Source organism: Bordetella avium, from assembly GCF_034424645.1.
Taxonomy (GTDB): Bacteria; Pseudomonadota; Gammaproteobacteria; order Burkholderiales; family Burkholderiaceae_B; genus Bordetella; species Bordetella avium.
This window is the reverse complement of the sequence record NZ_CP139969.1, coordinates 2,350,587-2,373,132: the sequence shown is the minus strand read 5'-3', so window position 1 is coordinate 2,373,132 and position 22,546 is coordinate 2,350,587. Positions and strand designations below refer to the sequence as shown.

The window sequence follows — 22,546 nt, the reverse complement described above, 5'->3', positions numbered from 1 at the left end:
TAAGGCATTTGGGAACCTTTGGCTCCTCTTAAGCCGGCCCGTGGCCCAAGGATATGAGCATTTGGTCCCCTATGCAGTATTCGTGTTGGTTTTTGGCAACAGGTGCGGGATTGTCGAGCCGCTCAGCCCGCTTGTCATCGATCATCGGCTGCCTCGGCCATCAATCCGGGTGCCGCTGCAATCGAATGTTAGAATTTACCGTTTACCCGGCCCGGGTTCCTCCTTACACACGATTCTGTCGCTATATATATGGATTCCTTTGCCAAGGAGACGCTTCCGGTATCGCTGGAAGAAGAGATGCGCCGCAGCTACCTCGATTACGCAATGAGCGTGATCGTTGGACGGGCGCTACCGGATGTGCGAGACGGCTTGAAGCCCGTGCACCGGCGCGTGCTCTACGCGATGCACGAGTTGAACAACGATTGGAATCGCGCTTACAAGAAGTCCGCGCGTATCGTCGGTGACGTCATCGGTAAATACCACCCTCACGGCGATCAGTCCGTGTACGACACCATTGTTCGCATGGCGCAGGACTTCTCCATGCGCTACATGCTAGTGGACGGGCAGGGCAACTTCGGCTCTATCGACGGCGATAACGCCGCCGCCATGCGATACACCGAAATTCGCCTAGCCAAGATTGCGCACGAGTTGCTTGCCGATATCGATCAGGAAACCGTCGATTTCGGGCCCAACTATGATGGCAGCGAGCAAGAGCCGCTGTTGCTGCCCTCGCGCCTGCCCAATCTGTTGGTGAATGGCAGTTCGGGGATCGCGGTGGGCATGGCCACCAATATTCCGCCGCACAATCTCGGCGAAGTGGTGGAAGGCTGTCTGTACTGCCTGCGCAACCCCGAGTGCACGATCGATGAGTTGCTGGAGATTATTCCGGCTCCGGATTTCCCCACGGGCGGCATCATCTACGGCATGGTGGGCGTGCGCGAAGGCTATCGCACCGGCCGCGGGCGCGTCATCATGCGCGCCAAGACGCATTTCGAAGACATGGACAAGGGCAACCGTCAGGCCATCGTGGTCGACGCCATCCCTTATCAGGTCAACAAGAAGACCTTGCAAGAGCGTATCGCCGAGTTGGTCAACGAGAAGAAGATCGAAGGCATCTCCGACATTCGCGACGAGTCGGATAAAGATGGCATGCGTCTGGTCATCGAACTCAAGCGCGGTGAAGTGCCTGAGGTCGTGCTCAATAATCTGTACAAGAACACGCAGTTGCAGGACACCTTCGGGATGAATCTGGTGGCGCTGGTCGATGGCCAGCCGCGCCTGCTCAACCTCAAGCAACTGATCTCCTATTTCTTGCAGCATCGCCGCGAAGTCGTGACGCGCCGCACGGTGTTCCAGTTGCGCAAGGCCCGTGAGCGCGGCCATGTGCTGGAAGGCCTGGCGGTTGCGCTGGCAAATATCGACGACTTCATCGCTATCATCAAGGCTGCGCCGACGCCGCCCGTGGCGCGTCAGGAATTGATGGCGCGCAATTGGGATTCTTCCCTGGTGCGTGAAATGCTGGCGCGTGCCGACGGCGATGTGGTCGGCGGCCGCCAGGCTTTCCGCCCGGAAGATCTGCCCGAGGGTTTCGGTTTGCAGGGCGACGGCCAATACCGCTTGTCGGAAACGCAGGCTCAGGAAATCCTGAACATGCGCTTGCAGCGCCTGACCGGCCTGGAGCAGGACAAGATCATCGGCGAGTACAAGGACGTGATGGACACCATTGCCGATCTGCTCGATATTCTCGCCCGCCCGGAACGCATTACGACCATCATCGGAGAAGAGCTCCAGGCCATCAAGGCGGAGTTCTCGACTGGGGCCAAGGATAGCCGCCGCTCCGAGATCGAGCTCAACGCTACCGAGTTGGACACCGAGGATCTGATTACGCCGATGGACATGGTCGTGACGATGTCCCATGGCGGCTATATCAAGAGCCAGCCCTTGTCGGAATACCGCTCGCAAAAACGCGGCGGGCGTGGCAAGCAGGCGACCCAGATGAAAGAAAACGACTGGGTCGATCAGCTCTTTATTGCCAATACGCACGACTATCTGCTGTGCTTCTCCAACCGTGGCCGGGTCTATTGGCTTAAGGTCTGGGAGGTTCCGCAGGGCACGCGCAATTCGCGCGGCAAGCCTATCGTCAATATGTTCCCGCTGGCGGACGGCGAGAAGATCACCGTGGTGCTGCCGGTCAAGGAGTTCAGTGACGACCACTACGTGTTCATGGCGACCTCGCGCGGCACCGTCAAGAAGACAGCGCTGTCTGACTTCTCCAATCCGCGTAAGGCCGGCATCATCGCGGTCGATCTGGACGAGGGCGATTACCTCATCGGCGCCGATCTGACCGATGGCAAGCACGATGTCATGCTCTTCTCGGATTCCGGCAAGGCCGTGCGCTTTGACGAGAACGACGTTCGCCCCATGGGCCGCGCGGCGCGCGGTGTGCGCGGGATGATGCTCGAAGACAGCCAGAGCGTGATCGCGCTGCTGGTGGCGGGCGATGAAAGCCAGAGTGTGCTCACCGCGACCGAAAACGGTTATGGCAAGCGCACGTCTATCGCCGAATACACCCGTCATGGCCGTGGCACCAAGGGCATGATCGCCATCCAGACCAGCTCGCGCAACGGCCGTGTCGTGGGTGCCGTGCTGGTCAACCCGAGCGATGAAATCATGCTGATCACCACCGGCGGCGTTCTGGTGCGCACCCGCGTGAGCGAGATCCGCGAAATGGGCCGCGCCACGCAAGGGGTGACCCTCATCAGTGTCGACGATGGCAGTTCGTTGTCGGGTGTGCGCCGCGTGGCGGAAAGCGATGCCGATGATGACGAGGCGGCCGACGCTGCGGATGGCTCGGACGGTGCCGACGGCGTCGCTGAATCGACTGAAGAACCTACGGAGTAAGCAAGAGATGGCGCGCCCCTGGAATTTCTCGGCTGGACCTTCGGCCCTGCCCGAGTCGGTGTTGCAGCAGGCTGCGGCGGAGATGCTGGATTGGCACGGCAGCGGCATGTCGGTGATGGAAATGAGTCACCGCGGACGCCAGTTCGTGCAGATCTGTGACGAAGCCGAAGCGGACCTGCGTGAACTCATGAATGTGCCGGCGGATTACGCCATCATGTTCATGCAGGGGGGCGGTCTGGGCGAGAACGCCATCGTCCCGATGAATCTGATCGGCCGGCGCGGTTTACCGGCTGCGGATTTCGTGGTGACGGGTCATTGGTCTACCCGTTCGCACAAGGAAGCGGGCCGTTATGGTGACGCGCAGATTGCGGCATCGAGCGCGCAGGCGGTCAATATCGATGGGCATGAGCAGCGCCCCTTTACCTGGGTGCCGCCCCTGAGCGATTGGCGGGTGCGTCCCGAGGCTGCCTATCTGCACCTGTGCAGCAATGAGACCATCGGTGGCGTCGAGTTCACCGAATGGCCTGATCTGGCCGCGTTCGGCGCACCGGATGTGCCCTTGGTGGTGGATGCTTCCTCGCATTTTCTGTCGCGTCCGCTCGATGTCACGCGTACCGGCCTGCTGTTTGCCGGCGCACAGAAGAACGCTGGCCCCGCTGGCGTGACGGTGGTCATTGCGCGCCGCGATTTGCTGGGCAAGGCGTTGTCCATCTGCCCATCAGCCTTCGATTACGCCAATGTGGCTGCTGAGCACTCGCGCTACAACACGCCGCCGACCTTCGCTATTTATGTCGCGGGTCTGGTCTATAAGTGGGTTAAGGCGCAGGGCGGGGTGCAAGGGCTGGAGGCCGCCAACAAGGCCAAGGCCGATCTGCTTTACGGTTATCTCGATGCCAGCGGGTTTTATCGCAACCCGGTGCATCCGGCAGTGCGTTCGCGCATGAACGTCCCCTTCGTGCTGCATGACGAGTCGCTCAATGACGCCTTCTTGAAGGGGGCTGAGGCCGCGGGTCTGTTGGCGCTCAAGGGCCACAAGAGCGTGGGCGGGATGCGCGCATCGATTTACAACGCCATGCCGCTGGCAGGCGTGCAGGCTCTGGTTGATTACCTGAAGGAATTCGAGCGTCTCCATGGATGATTTGCAGGCCAAGCTGCGGCCGCTGCGCGACCGCATTGATGCCCTTGACAGGCAGATTCTTGAGCTTCTCGGTCAGCGGGCGCGCACGGCTCAGGAAGTCGGCGAGGTCAAGCATGCGGCGCATGCGGACGGCCCGGTGCTGCGCCCTGAGCGCGAAGCCGAGGTCATCCGAGGCTTGCAGCAGAGCAACCTCGGCCCCTTTCCCAATGACGCGGTCGCTGCCGTCTGGACTGAAATCATGTCGGCCTGCCGGGGCTTGGAGCGCGGCATGACCGTGGCCTACCTCGGGCCGCAAGGTTCCTTCTCCGAGCAGGCTGCGCTGGAGCAGTTTGGCCATTCGGTTACGCAATTGCCCTGCGCTTCGTTCGATGAGGTGTTTCGCGCCATCGAGAGCGGCCAGGCCGATGTGGGGATGGTGCCGGTCGAGAACTCCACGGAAGGCGCCGTCAACCGCAACCTGGATCTGTTGCTGAACACGCCGCTCAAGATCATGGGCGAGCGTTCGCTATTGATCCGTCATTGCTTGATGTCGCAGTCCGGCACGATGGAAGGGGTGCAAACCATTTCCGCGCATCCTCAGGCGCTGGCGCAGTGCCAGGGTTGGTTGAACCGCCATTATCCTGACCTTAAGCGGGTGGCGGCGGCCAGCAATTCCGAGGCTGCCCGGGTTGCGGCCGGCGATCCCTCCGTGGCCGCCATTGCCGGTGAGGTTGCGGCGCAGCCCTGGAAGCTGGGCATCGTTGCCGCGGGTATCCAGGATGACGCGCAAAACCGCACCCGGTTCGTCGCCATCGGCCACATCGAGCCCTTGCCCAGCGGACGGGACAAAACCAGTTTGATTCTGGCTGTGCCTAATCGTGCCGGCGCGGTCTACGATATGTTGTCGCCGCTGGCAGTCAATGGTGTGTCGATGACGCGCTTTGAGTCGCGCCCGGCGCGCACCGGGCAGTGGGAGTACTACTTCTATATCGATTGCCTCGGCCACCAGAAGGACAGCAATGTGGCCGCAGCCTTCGCCGCACTGGCCCAGCAGGCCGCCTTTTTCAAGATTCTTGGCTCCTATCCCGCGCAATAAGCCCGGTTCCGCCGTCACCATGACCCAAGCAAACAAAACCCTCGCCGCGCCTGCTCATGTGGGCGCCATCGCCCCGTACCAGGCTGGCAAGCCCATCGAAGAACTGGCCCGCGAATTTGGCCTGGACCCGGCCAGCATCATCAAGCTGGCATCCAACGAAAACCCTTTGGGCATGCCGGAGTCGGCCCGCCAGGCCATGCTGGCCGCGGCGGGCGCGTTGGCGCGCTATCCTGATCCGGCCGGCTTCGATCTGAAGGCGGCGCTGTCTGCGCGGTATGGCGTGCCGGCGAACTGGATCACCTTGGGTAACGGGTCGAACGACATCCTGGAAATTGTCGCGCTGGCGCTGCTGGCGCCGGGCCGCGCGGCGGTCTATGCCCAGCATTCTTTCGTGGTTTACCGCTTGGCCACGCAGGCGCGCGGCGCGCGGCACATTATGGTGCCCGCCCAGGCGTACGGCCACGATCTGGACGCGATGTTCGCGGCCATCGATGAAGAGACGCGGGTGGTGTTCATCGCCAATCCCAACAATCCGACGGGCACTTTCGCGCCGGGCGCGGCGATTGCGCGTTTTCTTGAGCAGGTGGCTCAGGCGCACGGCGAGCGTGTGACCGTGGTGTTGGATGAGGCCTATAACGAATACCTCGATCCCGAGCACCGTTTCGACAGCGTCGAATTAGTGCGCCGTTTTCCCAACCTGATCGTTTCGCGCACGTTTTCTAAAGCCTATGGCCTGGCGGGATTGCGCGTGGGCTTTGCGCTCGCGCAGCCGGCGCTTACTGATCTGCTCAACCGCGTGCGCCAGCCCTTCAACGTCAATACGCTGGCTCAGGCGGCCGCGATCGCGGCGTTGGGCGATGCCGAGTTTTTGCAAAATGCCTACGCCACCAACAAGGCAGGCAAAGCACAGCTTTGCGCGGCCTTCGATAAGCTCGGGCTGTCTTATGTGCCGAGCTATGGCAACTTTGTGCTGGTGCATGTGGGAGATGCGCCGCGCATCAACCTCGAACTGCTCAAGCGCGGCGTCATCGTGCGTCCGGTGGCGGGCGACGGCCTGCCCGAGTGCTTGCGTGTCTCGATTGGCCTGCCTGCCGAGAACGAGCGCTTTATCGCTGCCCTGACTGAGATTTTGTCGGCATGAGCGCCTCCCCGACCGCACAGCAGGCGTTGATTCCTGTTCTGGCGGTGGTGGGTGTGGGATTGATTGGGGGCTCTTTCGCGGCAGCCTTGCGTCAGGCCGGTCAGGTCGGGCGTGTGCTGGGCGTGGGCCGTAATCCTGATTCGCTGGCGCAGGCCAAGCATCTGGGCTTGATCGACGATATTGTCAGCCCGGAGATCGCCGCTGCCCAGGCCGACCTCATCATGTTGGCGACGCCGGTCGGCAGCCTGGGGCCGATGCTCGCACGCATGCGCGATCATCTGCGCGCTACGACCGTGATTACCGATGGCGGCAGCACCAAGGCCGAAGTCGTGGATGCTGCGCGTGCGGCCTTGGGTGATCATATCGGCGCTTTCGTGCCGGGGCATCCTATCGCTGGCGCTGAGCGCACCGGTCCCGATGCTGCCGATGCGAGCCTGTATGCCGGCCGCAAGGTGATTCTCACCCCGCTAGCCGAGAATGCTGCTGATGCCGTGGCGCTGGTGCGCGCTGCCTGGGAGGTTTGCGGCGCGATGGTGCTCGAGATGACGCCAGAGGCGCATGACAGTGTGCTGGCTTCTGTGAGCCACTTGCCGCACTTCCTGTCGGCCGTTTATATGGCGCAGGTGTGCGAGGCGGACGACGCCGCGACGCGCCTGGCGCTCGCGGGCTCGGGTTTTCGCGATTTCACCCGCATTGCCGCAGGCTCGCCCGAAATGTGGCGCGATATTTTCCTGTCTAACCGTTCGGCCATGCTGGCCGAGCTGACGGCGCTGCGCGCCGTGCTGGACCGAACCGAAGCCGCTTTGCTAGCCGCTGATGGCGCGGGCTTGCAGCAATGGCTGCAGGATGCCGCATTGGCGCGGCGGGCCTGGCGCAAGGAGTCTTCCTGATGAATGCATTGGCCTATCTGGATTTGCCTCATATCCGCCAGGCGCGCGGCCTTGCCGCGCTGCCGGGCTCCAAGAGTATTTCCAATCGTGTGCTGCTGATTGCCGCGCTGGCTGAGGGCCGTACCGAAATCAGCGGCCTGCTTGATTCCGATGACACCCGGGTGATGCTTGCGGCTTTGCGGCAGCTGGGCGTGGCCGTAACGGATCTCGGGCAGGGCAGGGTGGCGGTCGAAGGCGCCCGCCGTTTCCTCGCCGAAAAGGCGGAACTGTTTTTGGGCAATGCCGGAACGGCCTTCCGTCCCCTGACTGCCGCGCTGGCCCTGATGGGTGGCGACTATCGTCTCTCTGGTGTGCCGCGCATGCACGAGCGCCCGATCGGCGATCTGGTCGATGCGCTGCGTGCCTGGGGCGCCCGCATTGATTATCTGGGTCAAGCGGGCTATCCGCCCCTGCATATCGGCCGGGGAGACATCCGTGCAGACCGGGTGCGGGTGCAGGGTTCGGTGTCAAGCCAATTTCTCACGGCATTGCTTTTGGCCGCGCCCATCGAGGCTGGCGCCAGCGGCCGCCCGGTCACCATCGAGGTGATCGGCGAGCTGATTTCCAAGCCGTATATCGAGATCACGCTCAATCTTATGGCGCGCTACGGTGTCAATGTGGTGCGTGATGGCTGGCGTGCTTTCACCATCGAGGGCGATGCGCGTTACCGCAGCCCTGGAAGCATCGCCGTCGAAGGAGATGCTTCCACAGCCTCCTATCTGCTGGCCTTGGGTGTTCTGGGGGGCGGTCCGGTCCGTGTCACGGGCGTGGGTGAGCAGAGTATTCAGGGCGACACCGCCTTTGCGGATACGCTGGCTGCGATGGGCGCGAACATCACCAAAGGCAGTGACTGGATCGAGGCCAGCGGCCAGGCCGTGGCCGAGGGGGGGCGGATTAAGGCGTTTGACGCCGACTTCAATCTGATTCCCGATGCGGCGATGACGGCCGCCACGATGGCCTTGTTTGCCGACGGCCCCTGCCGTTTGCGCAATATCGGCAGCTGGCGTGTCAAAGAAACCGATCGCATTCACGCGATGCACACGGAGCTGGCTAAACTGGGGGCCAAGGTCGAAAGCGGGCCGGATTGGCTGTCGCTGACGCCGCCTGCCGACAGTGATTGGCGTGATGCGCATATCGGCACCTGGGACGACCACCGGATGGCCATGTGCTTTTCGCTGGCCGCCTTCGGGCCTGCGGCGGTGCGTATTCTTGACCCGGGCTGCGTCAGCAAGACCTTCCCGGATTATTTTGACGTGTATGCGGGCCTGGTCAGCGCCTGAGCCCTGGACGGATATTTCATGAGCTCTGATGCTGCCGGCTCCGCGCCGGTGATCACCATTGATGGCCCGACCGCCTCGGGCAAGGGCACGATCGCCCATCGTGTGGCCAAGAAACTGGGGTTTGCGGTTCTGGATAGCGGGGCGCTCTACCGGCTTACTGCGCTGGCCGCGCTCAACGCAGGCGTGGCGGCGCAAGACGAGAGCGCAGTGGCCGCCGTTGCCCAGGCGCTTGATGTCCGTTTCGATGGCCCGCATGTGTACTTGCAGGGCGTGGATGCCGGGCATGAAATCCGCCGGGAACACGTGGGCAATTATGCCTCTCGCGTGGCGGCTTATCCTGCCGTGCGTCAGGCACTTCTCGATCGGCAGCGGGCTTTTCGCCTGCCGCCCGGCCTGGTGGCGGACGGCCGCGATATGGGCACCGTGGTATTCCCCGACGCCTCACTAAAGATATTTCTCGTCGCCAGTGTCGAAGCCCGGGCGCAGAGGCGGTATAAGCAGTTGATCGATAAGGGTATTTCTGCTAATCTTGATGAGCTTTTGCGGGATATGCGAGAGCGCGATGCGCGCGATACGCAGCGCGCTGTGGCGCCTTTGGCGCCGGCGGCAGACGCAAAAGTGCTGGATTCTTCTAACCTGACAGTCGAGCAGACTGTGGCGGCGGTGCTTGAGCACTGGCGTCATTGACCGGTGCCGTGCGCCGGCTTGGTCTGGGGCGGTATTAGCGCCACGGCCACTATCAGGTGGGTAAGAGGGTAATCTGCGAAATGTAGTGCGCAACGTTTTTCGGGACGTTGTTTTCAGGCCCTGCCGGCCTATGTGTACGCTCACACGGGTCACCCCGCAAGGGCGGCGCCAACCGGCAGGTTTTTTGACTCCACTGCGGCGGGCAAGCCGTCGCGGTGTGTAGCAACGGCCATTTTGGCCTAATGGATTATTAACCTAATGTCTTCCGTTTCCACTTCCGCCTTCGGCGGTGAGAACTTTGCCGACCTGTTTGCCGAGAGCCTCAAGAGCCAGGACATGAAGTCCGGCGAGGTCATCAGCGCCGAAGTCGTTCGCGTTGACCACAATTTCGTGGTCGTGAACGCTGGCCTGAAGTCCGAGGCGCTGATCCCCCTGGAAGAGTTCCTGAACGACCAGGGTGAACTCGAAGTACAACCCGGCGATTTCGTCTCGGTGGCGATCGACTCGCTGGAAAACGGCTACGGCGACACCATCCTGTCGCGTGACCGCGCCAAGCGCCTGTCGGCCTGGCTGCAACTGGAAAAGGCCCTGGAAAATGGCGAGCTGGTTACCGGCACCATCACGGGCAAGGTCAAGGGCGGTCTGACCGTCATGACCAACGGCATCCGCGCCTTCCTGCCGGGTTCGCTGGTCGACCTGCGTCCTGTCAAGGACACCACCCCCTACGAGGGCAAGACCCTCGAGTTCAAGGTCATCAAGCTCGACCGCAAGCGCAACAACGTTGTGCTGTCGCGCCGCCAAGTGCTGGAAGCCAGCATGGGCGAAGAGCGTCAGAAGCTGCTCGAAACCCTGCACGAAGGTGCTGTGGTCAAGGGCGTGGTCAAGAACATCACCGACTACGGCGCGTTCGTGGATCTGGGCGGCATCGACGGCCTGCTGCACATCACCGACATGGCCTGGCGCCGTGTGCGTCACCCCTCCGAAGTCCTGCAAGTGGGTCAGGAAGTCGAAGCCAAGGTCCTCAAGTTCGACCAGGAAAAGAGCCGCGTGTCGCTGGGCGTCAAGCAACTGGGCGAAGATCCGTGGGTGGGTCTGGCTCGCCGCTACCCGCAAGGCACCCGTCTGTTCGGCAAGGTGACCAACCTGACCGACTACGGCGCCTTCGTTGAGGTCGAAGCCGGCATCGAAGGTCTGGTGCACGTCTCCGAAATGGACTGGACCAACAAGAACGTGGACCCGCGCAAGGTTGTCACCCTGGGCGAAGAAGTCGAAGTCATGGTTCTCGAGATCGACGAAGACCGTCGCCGTATCTCGCTGGGCATGAAGCAGTGCCGTCAGAATCCGTGGGAAGAGTTCGCCACGAACTTCAAGCGCGGCGACAAGGTGCGCGGCGCTATCAAGTCGATCACCGACTTCGGCGTGTTTGTCGGTCTGCCTGGCGGCATCGACGGCCTGGTCCACCTGTCCGATCTGTCGTGGACGGAAACCGGCGAAGAAGCCGTTCGCAACTTCAAGAAGGGCGACGAAATCGAAGCCGTGGTTCTGGGTATCGACACCGAGAAGGAACGCATCTCCCTGGGCATCAAGCAGCTCGAAGGCGATCCGTTCAACAACTTCGTCGCCACCTACGACAAGGGCGCTGTGGTTCCTGGCACGATCAAGCAGGTCGAAGCCAAGGGCGCTGTCGTGACCCTGTCCGTCGACGTCGAGGGTTATCTGCGCGCTTCCGAGATCTCCTCGGGCCGTGTTGAAGACGCCACTACCGTGCTGAACGTTGGCGACAACGTCGAAGCCATGATCATCAACATCGACCGCAAGGCGCGTTCGATTCAGTTGTCGATCAAGGCCCGGGACAACGCCGAAACGGCTGAAACCATCCAGCGCATGTCCGAAGCCAGCGCCTCGTCGGGTACGACGAACCTGGGCGCGCTGCTGAAGGCCAAGCTGGACCAACAGCGCAACGACGGTTGAACGTGACCAAGTCGGAGCTGATCGCCGCTCTGTCGGCCCGCTATCCCCAGCTGGCCGCCCGCGACACCGATCTGGCCGTCAAGACCGTTCTTGATGCCATGACCCAGGCCCTGGCCTCGGGTCAGCGCATCGAGATCCGCGGTTTTGGCAGCTTTTCCTTGTCGCAGCGGTCACCCCGCGTGGGACGCAACCCCAAGTCTGGCGAGCAAGTGTTGGTGCCTGGTAAGCAGGTGCCGCATTTCAAGGCAGGTAAAGAGTTGCGAGAGCGCGTGGATCTGGCAGGTAACGAAGCGGGTGGCGATTCTTCTAACGAATCGTCAGACCCGTTGCAGGCTGAGATGGATATGCACGCAATGCATTGATGTCGTAGTGCCCGACGCAAAGCCCCTTGAGGTCAGTTCCGTCTCAAGGGGCTTTGTCTTTGCCGCTGTCGGAAGGTAAACCTGACAAAAGCCCCACATGGGCCACGGATTCGGTCCCGCTTGCGCTTACAATCAAAAGTCTTACATATCATGGAGCACGCGCCATGCGCTACCTTGTCTGGGCCCTGCGATTGCTCGTTTTTATCGCTGTATTGATGTTCGCGCTAAAGAACACGGAACCGGTCGCGGTCAAGTTCTACGCGGATCATGTGCTGCAAGATGTGCCGCTTATCGTGGTCATGCTGGCGACTTTTGTTTTGGGCGCGGTTTTCGGTTTATTGCTGACGGTGCCTGCGTCGATGCGACGTCGCCGCGAAGCACAACGCCTGCGCCGCGAAGTTGAACGCCTGCAGGCGTCTGGTACGCAAACGCCTGTCGCGCCCGAAGCGGTCGCGCCGATGTCGCCGCTGTAAAGCGGTTTTTCACTGGATCGCAAGAGTCTGAACTGTGGATTTTGAACCCTGGTGGCTGATTTTCGTCCCGGTGCTGTTCGCCCTGGGCTGGTTGGCGGCGCGCTTTGACTTCCGGCAGATGCTGCGTGAAACACGTACCTTGCCGGATTCTTATTTTCGTGGCTTGAATTTCCTGCTGAATGAGCAGCCGGACCGTGCGATCGACGCCTTTGTCGAAGTCGCCAAATTAGACCCTGAAACGACCGAATTGCATTTCGCCCTGGGCAGTCTGTTCCGCCGTCGCGGCGAAATGGAGCGCGCCATCCGTGTGCACCAAAGCCTCTTGAGCCGCTCCGACCTGCCACAGGCGGAACGTGAGCACGCGCAACATGAACTGGCGCAGGATTTTCTCAAGGCGGGCATGCTGGACCGGGCCGAGGCGGCTTTCGAGCAGCTCAAAGACACCGACACCCGTTACGCCCTGCCCGCGCTGCGTTCGCTGATTCGCATTTATGAATCCGAGCATGATTGGCCGCGCGCTATCGAGGCGGTCAAAACCTTGCAGGGCTTGGTTGACGAGCCGGTGCCGCAACTGGTGCACTACTACTGTGAGCAGGCGCAGGCTGCGCTGAGCGCAAAGCCCGCCGATATCGAAAGCGCCTTGGCTGCGCTCGATGCGGCAGATCATGCGGCCGCTGCGACGGGCCACGGCGGCTCGATGAGCCGAGGCTCCAAGGTACGCACCTCGATGCTGCGTGCGCGCCTGGCTGCGCTGGAAAGCGATAGCAAGCGCGAGCGTCTTTATCTCGAAGGCATTCTGGCGGAAGCGCCCGAGTACGCCGGCCTGGTGGCCGAGCAGTTGCTGAACAATTATCGGCAGGCAGGAGAGGCCGTGCAAGGCCTGGCGCATTTGCGCGCGCAATACGAACGTCATGCCTCGCTAGACCTCTTCAATGTGGTATTTCGCGAGTTGCGGGCACAGCAGGGCAGCGGACCGGCCTGGGCCTTTGCCCGTGAGGCGCTGCGTCACCATCCCTCTCTATTGGGTCTGGACCGCTTGCTCGAGGCTGAATTGGCGGCTCCGGCCGTCGCCGGCGCACCGAGCAGCCCCGTGCCGGGCGCGGACATGACGCTGCTGCGCAGTCTGATCCACAAACATACACAACGCCTTGACCGGTATGCCTGCCGCAGCTGCGGTTTTCAGGCACGCCGCTTCTATTGGCAATGCCCGGGCTGCAATGCCTGGGAAACCTATACGCCACGCCGTTTGGAAGAACTTGAATGATGACTTTTCCCGCGCAAGCTGTCGCGCGTGCTCGCGTGCTCGTCGTCGGCGATGTCATGCTGGACCGTTATTGGTTCGGTGAGGTCGAGCGTATTTCCCCCGAGGCGCCGGTACCCGTGGTGCGCGTAGCCCGACGAGAAGACCGTCTGGGTGGCGCCGCCAACGTCGCACGTAACATCGCCGCGCTTGGCGCTCAGGCTACCCTGATCGGGGTGGTTGGCGCTGATGAGGCGGGTGGGCGCATTGCTGTGTTGGCGTCCGAGGCCGGAGTGCATACGCGGCTCGTTACCGATCCGGATCGTCATACCACCTTAAAAATGCGGGTGTTGGGCCGTCAACAGCAATTGCTGCGCATCGATTTCGAAGAGGAGCCGGGCCAGGCCATACTCGAAGGCGTGGATGCCGCGCTGGCAGCCGCCTTGTCCGACTGTGATGTGCTGGTGCTTTCCGATTATGCCAAGGGTGCGCTGGCCCGCGTCGAGGGCTTGATCGCCCTGGCGCGAGCCCGCCAGGTGCCGGTCTTGGTCGATCCCAAGGGCGACGACTATTCCCGCTACCGGGGCGCCACGCTGGTGACGCCTAATCGTGCTGAAATGCAGCAGGCGGTGGGCCGCTGGTCCAGCGAAGCGCAGCTCGATCAGCGCGCGCAGGCCCTGCGCCAGGATCTCGATCTGGAGGCCTTGCTGGTGACGCGCTCCGAGCAGGGCATGACCTTGTTCACGCAGGACGGCCGCCAGCATGTGGATGCACAGGCGCACGAAGTATTCGACGTGTCGGGTGCCGGCGATACGGTGCTTGCCACACTGGCCGTCATGCGGGCCACCGGCCTGGACTGGGCGGATGCGATGAGCTGGGCCAATCGTGCTGGCGGCATCGTCGTCGGCAAGCTGGGCACCTCGGTGGTGACTGGCGCTGAACTTGCAGGAGAAGCAATATGATTGTTGTGACGGGCGCAGCCGGCTTTATTGGCAGCAATCTGGTACGCGGCCTGAACCGCCGGGGCATTTACGACATCATCGCGATTGATGATCTGACCGAAGGCGATAAATTCCGCAATCTGGTCGATTGCCGCATTGCCGACTATATGCATCACGAAGACGCGCGTGCGCTGCTCAAGGCGGGCCAGTTTCCGCGCGTGCGGGCCGTGCTGCATCAAGGGGCCTGCTCGGACACCACCGAGCGCAATGGCCAGTACATGATGGACAACAATTACCGCGTGACGCTGGAATGGTTCGAATATTGCCAGGCGAATCGCGTGCCCCTGATCTATGCGTCGTCGGCGGCAGTCTATGGCGCATCGACTGTCTATGTCGAAGATCCGGCCAACGAAGGCCCTTTGAACGTTTACGGCTATTCCAAGCTGCTGTTTGATCAGGTGCTGCGCACCCGCATGGACAAGTTGACTGCCCAGGTCGTGGGCCTGCGTTACTTCAATGTCTATGGCCCGCATGAGCAGCACAAGGGCCGTATGGCCTCGGTTGCGTTCCACAATATGAACCAATTCCTGGCTGAGGGGCATGTGCGCCTGTTCTCAGGCTGGGACGGCTACGCGGATGGCGGTCAAAGCCGCGATTTCATTTCGGTGGAAGATGTCGTCGATGTGAACCTGCACTTTCTCGATCATCCGGGCACATCGGGGATCTTCAATTGCGGCACGGGCCGTGCGCAGCCTTTCAATGACGTGGCTGCTGCCGTCGTCAATACCTTGCGGGCGGAGCAGGGCGAGGCACCCTTGTCCTTGGACGAGCTCGTGAGCCAGGGCCTGATCCGCTACATCCCCTTTCCGGATGACCTTAAGGGGCGCTATCAGAGCTTTACCCAGGCCAATGTCGATGCTTTGCGCGCGGCCGGCTATACGGCCGTCATGCGTGATGTGCAGACAGGCGTAAGCGAGTACGTGCGCTACTGGCGGTCGCGCAAGTCACTGGCGTAGTTTTACGCTGAGGCAAAAAATCGAACTGACGGGCCCTTGAGGGGCCCGTCAGCGCATTCTGGAGGGCCTGACGGCGGTCGCCGTCTTTTCTTCTGGAGTCATTATGCGTTTCGCCCCCTTGCTATGCACGGCATTACTGCTGGGCGCCGCCTTCCCGGCGACGGCCCTTGACCTCAACAGCGCTACCGCTGCGCAACTGCGCGAATTGAAAGGGGTGGGGCCGCGCAGCGCCGAACTCATTGTGCGCGAACGCGAGCGCGGCGGGCCTTTTTTGTCCTTGCAGGATCTAAGCGAGCGCGTGCGCGGCATCGGTGAGCGCAAGATCGCCGGCTTCGCCGAGGCTGGCCTGACCGTGGGGCAAGCGCCGTCTTCGCGCACTGCCGTCTCGGCGCCCCCTGCTGTTCCCCCTGCGGCGTCAAGCTCGGCCTCGACGCGCAAACCTGGGGCCTCCTCCAACAAGCCGGTTCCAGCGAAGGCAGTGCGCCAACCCTGATTTTTCCCTGCGCCTAGCACGGGTTTGCGATAGCGGGGCGGGCCGCAGGGTTATGATCAACTCATGAACGCCATCACTTACCCCACTATCGAGCAGACCGTCGGCAATACGCCGTTGGTGCGCCTGCAACGCATTCCTGGCGAACTCGGCCAGGCCCGTGGCAATGTCATCCTAGCCAAACTGGAAGGCAATAATCCGGCAGGTTCGGTCAAGGATAGACCGGCGCTGTCCATGATTTTGCGCGCCGAAGAACGCGGCGAAATCAGTCCCGGCGATACGCTGATCGAGGCCACCAGCGGCAATACCGGTATTGCCCTGGCCATGACCGCAGCCATGCGAGGCTATCGCATGGTGCTGATCATGCCCGACAATCTTTCAGTAGAGCGCCGCGCTGCCATGGCGGCCTATGGCGCCGAGCTGATCCTCACGCCAGCCGACAAGGGCGGCATGGAGTATGCGCGAGATCTGGCTACCGCCATGCAGGCCGAGGGCAAGGGCAAGGTCTTGGATCAGTTCGCCAATCCGGATAACCCACGCGCCCATATCGAAGGCACGGGGCCGGAAATCTGGGCGCAGACGCAGGGTCAGGTGACGCATTTCGTCAGCGCCATGGGCACCACCGGCACCATTATGGGCGTGGCTAGCTATCTCAAATCGCGCAATCCAGCGGTGCAAGTGGTGGGCGCACAGCCGGCCGAAGGCTCGCAGATTCCGGGCATACGCAAGTGGCCGCAAGCTTATCTGCCCAAGATTTTCGATGCTTCGCTGGTGGATGCCTACGAGTCCATCGTCCAGGCCGATGCCGAGCAGATGGCGCGACGCATGGCGGCCGAGGAAGGTATTTTCGGTGGGATTTCTGCGGCGGGTGCGCTGGTTGCCGCCTTGCGTGTGGCCGAGCGCGTAGAAAACGCCACGATCGTATTTATCGTTTGCGATCGCGGTGACCGTTATCTGTCTACGGGTGTTTTCGACTGAGGGGCGACGCCGGGCCCGAGCGCCCGGCATCCTGACCGCAACACCTTATGGGCGGCCGACTCGGGCTTGCAGCGCTGCTGCCAGGTCAGCCACCGCTGTGGCATAGAAGTAACTGCGGTTGTACTGCGTGATGACAAAGAAGTTGGCGGTGCCGGTACGATATACCGCCGTGCCGCGTGCTTCTTCGGCAAGATCGATCACGCCTAGCGGGCTGTTCTGCCAGGGTTCGGCGCTGGCGCCAGGCCTGAGGTGCGCCCCGGCCTGCTGCAATCCGGCCCAGTTCAGTTTGGGCACCAGACCGCCATCCACCAGGGACGATGGGTCGGCGGGCAGGATAACGGGGGCAAACACGGGTAAGCCACGTTGCCAGCCGTGTTTCTGTAAAAAGCTGCCTACCGACATCACGGCATCGGGCACGCTGTTAGCCAGATCGATGTGGCCGTCGTCATCGCCATCCACTGCGTAATGGGCAATGCTGGTGGGCATGAATTGCGGCATGCCGATCGCACCGGCGAACGAGCCCAGCGTGCCGGGCTCCAGCTTGCCCTGTAGCGTCAGCGTGATGAAGTCAGCCAACTGTTTGCGGAACATCTCGACCCGTTCGGGGCGGGCGGGTTCGGGGTGGTCAAAGGCCAGCGTCGCCAGCGCATCGATGACGCGGAAATTACCCATGTTGCGGCCATATAGCGTTTCGACGCCAATGATGGACACGATGATGGACGCCGGGACGCCGTATTGCTGCGCAGCGCGCTCGATCACGGCACGGTTTTCGTTCCAGAATTCCACGCCCCAGCCGATGCGCTTGGGTTCAATGAAGCGCGCACGATAGGTATCCCAGCTTCGCCATACCTTGCGTCCAGGAACCGAGGGGGCAATCAGGCGGGCCACGGTGCTGCTGTAGCGCGCATCGGCCAGTAGGTCCAGCACGGCTTGTGGCGGCAGGGCGCGCTCGCTGGCCAAGCTTTCGCCAAAGCGGCTTACCTCGGGCCTGAGTTTGCCGCTTGCGCCCAGCGTGGCGGAAGGTTCTGCCGCAGGGCTGTCCGGTCCGATGCGAATGGCCTCGGGTTTACCCTTGGTGTTCGAGGGGTTTGCGCTGGCGTCTTGGAGCTTCAAAGGGGGGGAGGCACAACCTCCCAGGAGCATGGCCAGTAGGCCGATTTGCAGGAAACGCCGGGTGATGAACATAATCTTCCCTATGGAGACCATGTATCTTACTCATCCGTCGTGCAAACTGCATGAAATGGGCAGTTGGCATCCCGAGAGCCCACAGAGGCTGGATGCCATTTCCGATCAACTTCTGGCCAGCGGTCTGATGCCCTATCTGGGCGAGAGAGAGGTGCCCGCGGCCACGCGTCAAGACATTTTGCGCGTACACAGCGCCTATCACCTGGATCGTCTGCGCGGCCTGTCTCCGGAGCATGGCTATGCCGAGATCGACCCGGACACGCTTATGAATCCGCATACGCTAGAGGCTGCCTATCATGCCGCCGGCGCGGGCATTGCGGCGGTTGACGCACTGATGGCGGGCGAGGCCCGGACGGCGTTTTGTGCGGTTCGCCCGCCCGGGCATCATGCCGAACACAGCCGTGCGATGGGCTTCTGTTTTTTCAACAATATCGCCATCGCGGCCAGTTACGCCATGCAGGTTCATGGTTTGACGCGGATCGCCATCGTTGATTTCGATGTCCATCATGGCAATGGCATCGAACAAGCTTTTGCGGGTGACGAGCGCGTACTGATGTGCAGCTTTTTCCAGCATCCTTTTTTCCCCAACAGCGGGGCTGAGCATGCTGCGGCCAATATGGTGAACGTGCCGATGGATGCCTACACCACTGGCCCCAAGGTGCGTGAGGTGGTGCGCCAGCAATGGTTGCCGCGTTTGGAAGCCCACGCACCGCAACTGATCCTGGTGTCAGCCGGTTTTGATGCGCATCGGGAGGACGATATGGCACAGATGGGGCTGGTGGAAAGCGATTACGCCTGGATCACCGACCAGCTCGTCGCGGTGGCGGATCGTTATGCGCAAGGCCGTATCGTGAGCACGCTGGAGGGCGGGTACAGTCTGTCCGCGCTGGGCCGCAGTGTGGTTGCACACATCAGGTCGCTGTCTAAGCTGTAGAATCAGGAAAGATTTCGTGTAATGCAAACCCCGGCATATCGCCGGGTAATTATTGTCTGGAGGCTGCTGGATGAAGGTATTGGTACCCGTCAAGCGCGTCGTTGACTACAACGTCAAGGTGCGCGTGAAGTCCGATCAATCGGATGTGGACATCGCCAATGTGAAGATGTCGATGAACCCCTTTGACGAAATCGCTGTCGAAGAGGCGACCCGTCTGAAAGAAAAGGGCAGCATTGCGGAAGTGATCGCCGTATCTTGCGGCGTGGCGCAATGCCAGGAAACCTTGCGCACCGCCATGGCCATTGGCGCCGACCGCGGCGTGTTGGTGCAGACCGACGCTGAGTTGCAGCCGCTGGCTGTCGCCAAATTGCTCAAGGCCTTGGTCGACAAGGAACAGCCGCAACTGGTGATTCTGGGCAAGCAGGCGATTGATGATGACGCCAACCAGACCGGCCAGATGCTGGCTGCCTTGCTGGACTGGCCGCAGGCTACGTTCGCCAGCAAGGTCGAGCTGGGCGATGGCAATGTCACCGTGACTCGCGAAGTCGATGGCGGCCTGGAAACGCTGACGCTCAAGCTGCCGGCCATCATCACGACCGACTTGCGCCTGAATGAGCCGCGTTATGTCACGCTGCCCAACATCATGAAGGCCAAGAAAAAGCCGCTGGACACGGTCACGCCGCAGGACCTGGGTGTGGACGCCGCGCCGCGCCTGAAGACCCTGAAAGTCACCGAGCCTGCGGCCCGCAAGGCTGGCATCAAGGTGGCCGACGTCGCCGCGCTGGTCGAAAAACTCAAGAATGAAGCGAAGGTGATCTAACAATGACGACGCTTGTTATTGCTGAACACGACAACGCCCAGCTCAAGGGCGCGACCCTGAATACTATTGCGGCCGCCGTCAAGATCGGTGGCGATGTGCACGTGCTGGTGGCGGGCGCCAACGCCCGTGGCGTGGCCGAGCAGGCCGCCGCTGCCGCCGGCGTGAGCAAGGTCTTGCTGGCCGATGCGCCGCAACTCGCCGAAGGCCTGGCGGAAAATCTGGCCGCCCAGGTTTTGGCCGTGGCGCCGGCCTACAGCCACATTCTGTTCCCGGCCACGGCTTCGGGAAAGAACGTCGCGCCGCGCGTGGCTGCCAAGCTCGATGTGGCCCAGGTTTCCGACATCATCAGCGTGGAGTCGGCGGATACCTTCCAGCGCCCGATCTATGCCGGCAACGCCATCGCCACCGTGCAATCGGGCGATGCCGTCAAGGTCATCACGGTTCGCGCCACCGGCTTTGACGCCGTGGCTGCCACAGGCGGCACGGCTGCGATCGAAGAGATGGCCGCCGTGGCGGATTCCGGCTTGTCCAGCTTTGTGGGCCGTGAAGTCGCTAAGAGCGACCGTCCCGAATTGGCGGGCGCCCGCGTGGTTGTCTCGGGTGGCCGTGGTCTGGGCAGCGCCGAGAACTTCAAGATCCTCGATCCGCTGGCCGATAAGCTGGGCGCGGCCCTGGGCGCTTCGCGCGCAGCCGTTGATGCGGGTTATGCCCCCAACGATTGGCAGGTCGGACAAACCGGCAAGATCGTAGCTCCTCAGCTGTATGTGGCAGTCGGTATTTCCGGCGCCATCCAGCACCTGGCGGGCATGAAAGACTCCAAGGTCATCGTGGCTATCAATAAAGACCCGGAAGCGCCGATCTTCGGCGTGGCCGATTACGGTCTGGTGGGTGATCTGTTCCAAGTGGTTCCGGAACTGACCAGCGCGCTCTGATCGCGCCGACAGGCAGACCCCCCGGTCTGAATGGCATCTCAACAGTCGGACTGCGGTCCGGCAGTCGGGAAGCTGTTCTGACCGGGGGTTTTTTATCGGCGGTCCGCAAGACGCTCGCGCGCTCTTACCGTTTACACGCCGGAAAGCGGCCCTTAGGCTTGGCAGCAGCCCTTGCACAAAGGCGATGGTTTGGCTTTCGTCCTGTTTCTGATAATGTCTGCGACGCATGCAAGACACACTGCGTAGAGGGCTCAGGATGAAAGAGTTAGTCGCAAGTCATGTAAGTCATGCTAGTCAAAAGACGGAGCGCGCGCGATGAACTGCTCCGTCGGTTTTTTTGAGTCTGTGCCTATCGCCATTCTTTTCATTGCGGTCGGTCTAGGTTATTTCATCGGCAAGTTCCGGATCGGCCCGGTGGCGCTGGGAGGTATCTGCGGGACTTTGATCGTGGCGCTGTTATTGGGCCAGACAGGCTGCCAGGTGGGCGGTCCGGTGCGTGAACTTTCGTTCGCGCTTTTCATCTTTGCCATGGGTTATGCCGGCGGCCCGGGCTTTTTCGCCAATCTCAATCGCTCCAGCCTGCGCTTCATGGTCTTGCCCATCATCGAGGCGGTGCTGGTACTGGTGATTTCCTTGGTGGCGGCGCGTATTTTCGGCTTCGATGCTGGAACGACCGCCGGTTTGGCGGCGGGCGCGGCGACGGAGTCGGCCGTGGTCGGCACTGCCTCGGAGGCCTTGCGCCATCTGGGCTTGTCGGCGGCAGAGCTGCAGAGCCAGGAGGCCAATATCGCCACGGCTTACACCCTGACCTATCTGGTGGGGATGTTGAGCATCGTATTCTTTACCAGTCAGGTTGCGCCGGCGCTGCTGCGTATCGATTTGCGCACGGCCTGCAAGGAGCTGGAAACCAAGCTGGGGGGATTGCCCGAAGACGACGAGGCCACCTTGCCGGCCCTGCCGCGGCTGGTGGGCCGCGCGCACATTGTGGCGGCTGCCGAGGGCATGACGGTGCAAGAGGTCGAGGAAAAGCTTGCCGGGCGCACAGTGCTGACCCGTTTGTTGCGCGATGGCGAGGCGGTGGAGCCCGCAGCCGAGGAAGTGCTGCGCACCGGCGACATCGTGGTGATCGTGGGGCTGCGTTTTTATGCCCTGCGCGGTACCAAGGTTATTGGGCCTGAAATCCAGGTGCCGGCCGCCCACGCCGAGGCGCTTAATTTGCAGGAGCGTCAGGTCGTTATCGGTAGCAGGCGCGTCAATGGCCATACGCTGGCGCAATTGGCGCAGACCCCGCAGGCCCGCGCTGCGCGCGGGGTGTTTCTTCATAGTGTCGAGCGCGGCGGCATGAGCTTGCCGATGATGCCGTCGACGGTGCTCCAATATGGCGATGTGCTCAGACTAGTGGGCGCCGACCCCCAGCTGAGCAAGGCCGTCGAACATCTGGGCAGCGAGTTGCGCCGCGATGGCGGCACCGATCTGGTGTTTATGAGCATCGGCATTCTGGCGGGGCTGGGTATCGGCAGCCTGTCAGCGACGGTTGCAGGTTTGCCCCTGTCGCTGGGCAGTGGGGGCGGCGCGCTGGTGAGTGGTTTGATCTGCGGTTGGCTGTCGGCGAAGCGGCCGTCGATCGGGCATGTTCCCGCACCGGCCCTCAATCTGCTCAAGGAGTTGGGGTTGGCGATTTTCATTGCTTGCGTCGGCTTGTCGGCCGGGCCGCAGGCGATTACTCTTTTAAAGCAGCATGGGCTTATTCTGCCTGTCATTGGTTTGGCGGTGTCGCTGGGCCCGGCCTGCGCCTCCCTCTGGATTGGGCATAAATTGCTCAAGATCGAGGGGCCGCTGCTCTTGGGGGCGATTGCCGGACAACATGTCAGTACGCCGACAGTCAGCGCCGTGATCGAGCGGGCCGGAAGCTCGGTGCCCATCCTGGGCTACACCGTGACCTACGCCATTGCCAATGTACTGTTGCCGGTGCTGGGGCCATTGATCGTAGCTTTGGCCTATCACCTGGGTTGATCGTCATCACGGGCGGCAGTCACGCCGATTTTTATAGAAC

At 62.0% G+C, this 22,546-nt stretch carries 20 protein-coding genes; 19 read left to right on the top strand and 1 reads right to left on the bottom strand.

From position 1 onward, the window contains the following. Nucleotides 1-249 precede the first annotated feature (249 nt). From gyrA to cysM, 15 genes are all read left to right on the top strand, one after another. Nucleotides 250-2,901: a DNA gyrase subunit A gene (gene gyrA, locus U0029_RS11005; RefSeq protein WP_114851882.1), complete on the top strand. Its 2,652-nt coding sequence runs from the start codon at nucleotides 250-252 to the stop codon at nucleotides 2,899-2,901. Nucleotides 2,902-2,908: 7 nt separating this feature from the next. Continuing rightward, complete coding sequence (gene serC / locus U0029_RS11000; protein WP_012417029.1) at nucleotides 2,909-4,039, top strand: 3-phosphoserine/phosphohydroxythreonine transaminase; 1,131 nt, start codon at nucleotides 2,909-2,911, stop codon at nucleotides 4,037-4,039. After that, the gene (gene pheA / locus U0029_RS10995) at nucleotides 4,032-5,114 is read left to right on the top strand and encodes a prephenate dehydratase (RefSeq protein ID WP_012417030.1); all 1,083 of its coding nucleotides are present in this window, start codon (nucleotides 4,032-4,034) and stop codon (nucleotides 5,112-5,114) included. The genes serC and pheA overlap by 8 nt, the downstream gene beginning before the upstream one ends. Before the next feature lie 19 nt (nucleotides 5,115-5,133). After that, nucleotides 5,134-6,255, top strand: a complete 1,122-nt coding sequence (gene hisC / locus U0029_RS10990) for a histidinol-phosphate transaminase (RefSeq protein ID WP_012417031.1) — start codon at nucleotides 5,134-5,136, stop codon at nucleotides 6,253-6,255. After that, on the top strand, nucleotides 6,252-7,145 hold the full coding sequence (locus tag U0029_RS10985; protein WP_114851883.1) for a prephenate dehydrogenase: 894 nt from the start codon (nucleotides 6,252-6,254) through the stop codon (nucleotides 7,143-7,145). Before hisC ends, U0029_RS10985 begins: the two co-directional genes overlap by 4 nt. Then, the gene (aroA, locus tag U0029_RS10980; protein WP_114851884.1) at nucleotides 7,145-8,464 is read left to right on the top strand and encodes a 3-phosphoshikimate 1-carboxyvinyltransferase; all 1,320 of its coding nucleotides are present in this window, start codon (nucleotides 7,145-7,147) and stop codon (nucleotides 8,462-8,464) included. Before U0029_RS10985 ends, aroA begins: the two co-directional genes overlap by 1 nt. Before the next feature lie 18 nt (nucleotides 8,465-8,482). Next, a complete protein-coding gene (gene cmk / locus U0029_RS10975) occupies nucleotides 8,483-9,151 on the top strand; it encodes a (d)CMP kinase (RefSeq protein WP_114851885.1) in 669 nt (222 codons plus the stop codon). A gap of 258 nt (nucleotides 9,152-9,409) precedes the next feature. After that, nucleotides 9,410-11,122 carry a 30S ribosomal protein S1 gene (rpsA, locus tag U0029_RS10970; protein WP_012417035.1) on the top strand — a complete coding sequence of 571 codons (1,713 nt, stop codon included), beginning with the start codon at nucleotides 9,410-9,412 and terminating at the stop codon, nucleotides 11,120-11,122. Between the two features lie 2 nt (nucleotides 11,123-11,124). Then, entirely contained in the window at nucleotides 11,125-11,484 is a 360-nt protein-coding gene (locus U0029_RS10965) for an integration host factor subunit beta (RefSeq protein ID WP_039051685.1), read from the top strand. Nucleotides 11,485-11,648: 164 nt separating this feature from the next. Continuing rightward, nucleotides 11,649-11,957 carry a LapA family protein gene (locus U0029_RS10960; RefSeq protein ID WP_012417037.1) on the top strand — a complete coding sequence of 103 codons (309 nt, stop codon included), beginning with the start codon at nucleotides 11,649-11,651 and terminating at the stop codon, nucleotides 11,955-11,957. Between the two features lie 34 nt (nucleotides 11,958-11,991). Continuing rightward, nucleotides 11,992-13,221 carry a lipopolysaccharide assembly protein LapB gene (gene lapB, locus U0029_RS10955; RefSeq protein WP_039051650.1) on the top strand — a complete coding sequence of 410 codons (1,230 nt, stop codon included), beginning with the start codon at nucleotides 11,992-11,994 and terminating at the stop codon, nucleotides 13,219-13,221. Then, entirely contained in the window at nucleotides 13,218-14,159 is a 942-nt protein-coding gene (gene rfaE1 / locus U0029_RS10950) for a D-glycero-beta-D-manno-heptose-7-phosphate kinase (RefSeq protein WP_114851886.1), read from the top strand. The genes lapB and rfaE1 overlap by 4 nt, the downstream gene beginning before the upstream one ends. Further along, nucleotides 14,156-15,154, top strand: a complete 999-nt coding sequence (gene rfaD, locus U0029_RS10945) for an ADP-glyceromanno-heptose 6-epimerase (RefSeq protein WP_012417040.1) — start codon at nucleotides 14,156-14,158, stop codon at nucleotides 15,152-15,154. Before rfaE1 ends, rfaD begins: the two co-directional genes overlap by 4 nt. Nucleotides 15,155-15,257: 103 nt before the next feature. After that, nucleotides 15,258-15,647, top strand: coding sequence for a ComEA family DNA-binding protein (locus tag U0029_RS10940; RefSeq protein ID WP_114851887.1), 390 nt, complete (start codon nucleotides 15,258-15,260; stop codon nucleotides 15,645-15,647). Between the two features lie 63 nt (nucleotides 15,648-15,710). After that, nucleotides 15,711-16,622, top strand: coding sequence for a cysteine synthase CysM (cysM, locus tag U0029_RS10935; protein ID WP_012417042.1), 912 nt, complete (start codon nucleotides 15,711-15,713; stop codon nucleotides 16,620-16,622). A gap of 45 nt (nucleotides 16,623-16,667) precedes the next feature. Here the strand turns inward: cysM and mltB are convergent, their stop codons facing one another. Continuing rightward, nucleotides 16,668-17,807, bottom strand: coding sequence for a lytic murein transglycosylase B (gene mltB / locus U0029_RS10930; RefSeq protein ID WP_012417043.1), 1,140 nt, complete (start codon nucleotides 17,805-17,807; stop codon nucleotides 16,668-16,670). A gap of 10 nt (nucleotides 17,808-17,817) precedes the next feature. Here mltB and U0029_RS10925 point away from each other — a divergent pair, with 10 nt between their 5' ends. The 4 genes from U0029_RS10925 (at nucleotide 17,818) to aspT (ending at nucleotide 22,506) form a co-directional block, all read left to right on the top strand. Continuing rightward, nucleotides 17,818-18,741 carry a histone deacetylase family protein gene (locus U0029_RS10925; RefSeq protein WP_236824236.1) on the top strand — a complete coding sequence of 308 codons (924 nt, stop codon included), beginning with the start codon at nucleotides 17,818-17,820 and terminating at the stop codon, nucleotides 18,739-18,741. 70 nt (nucleotides 18,742-18,811) lie between these two features. Next, entirely contained in the window at nucleotides 18,812-19,561 is a 750-nt protein-coding gene (locus tag U0029_RS10920) for an electron transfer flavoprotein subunit beta/FixA family protein (protein WP_012417045.1), read from the top strand. 2 nt (nucleotides 19,562-19,563) lie between these two features. Then, nucleotides 19,564-20,493: an electron transfer flavoprotein subunit alpha/FixB family protein gene (locus U0029_RS10915; RefSeq protein WP_012417046.1), complete on the top strand. Its 930-nt coding sequence runs from the start codon at nucleotides 19,564-19,566 to the stop codon at nucleotides 20,491-20,493. A gap of 315 nt (nucleotides 20,494-20,808) precedes the next feature. After that, nucleotides 20,809-22,506 (top strand): aspartate-alanine antiporter, encoded by a 1,698-nt coding sequence (aspT, locus tag U0029_RS10910; RefSeq protein ID WP_114851888.1) that lies wholly within the window; start codon nucleotides 20,809-20,811, stop codon nucleotides 22,504-22,506. The last annotated feature ends 40 nt before the right edge of the window (nucleotides 22,507-22,546 follow it).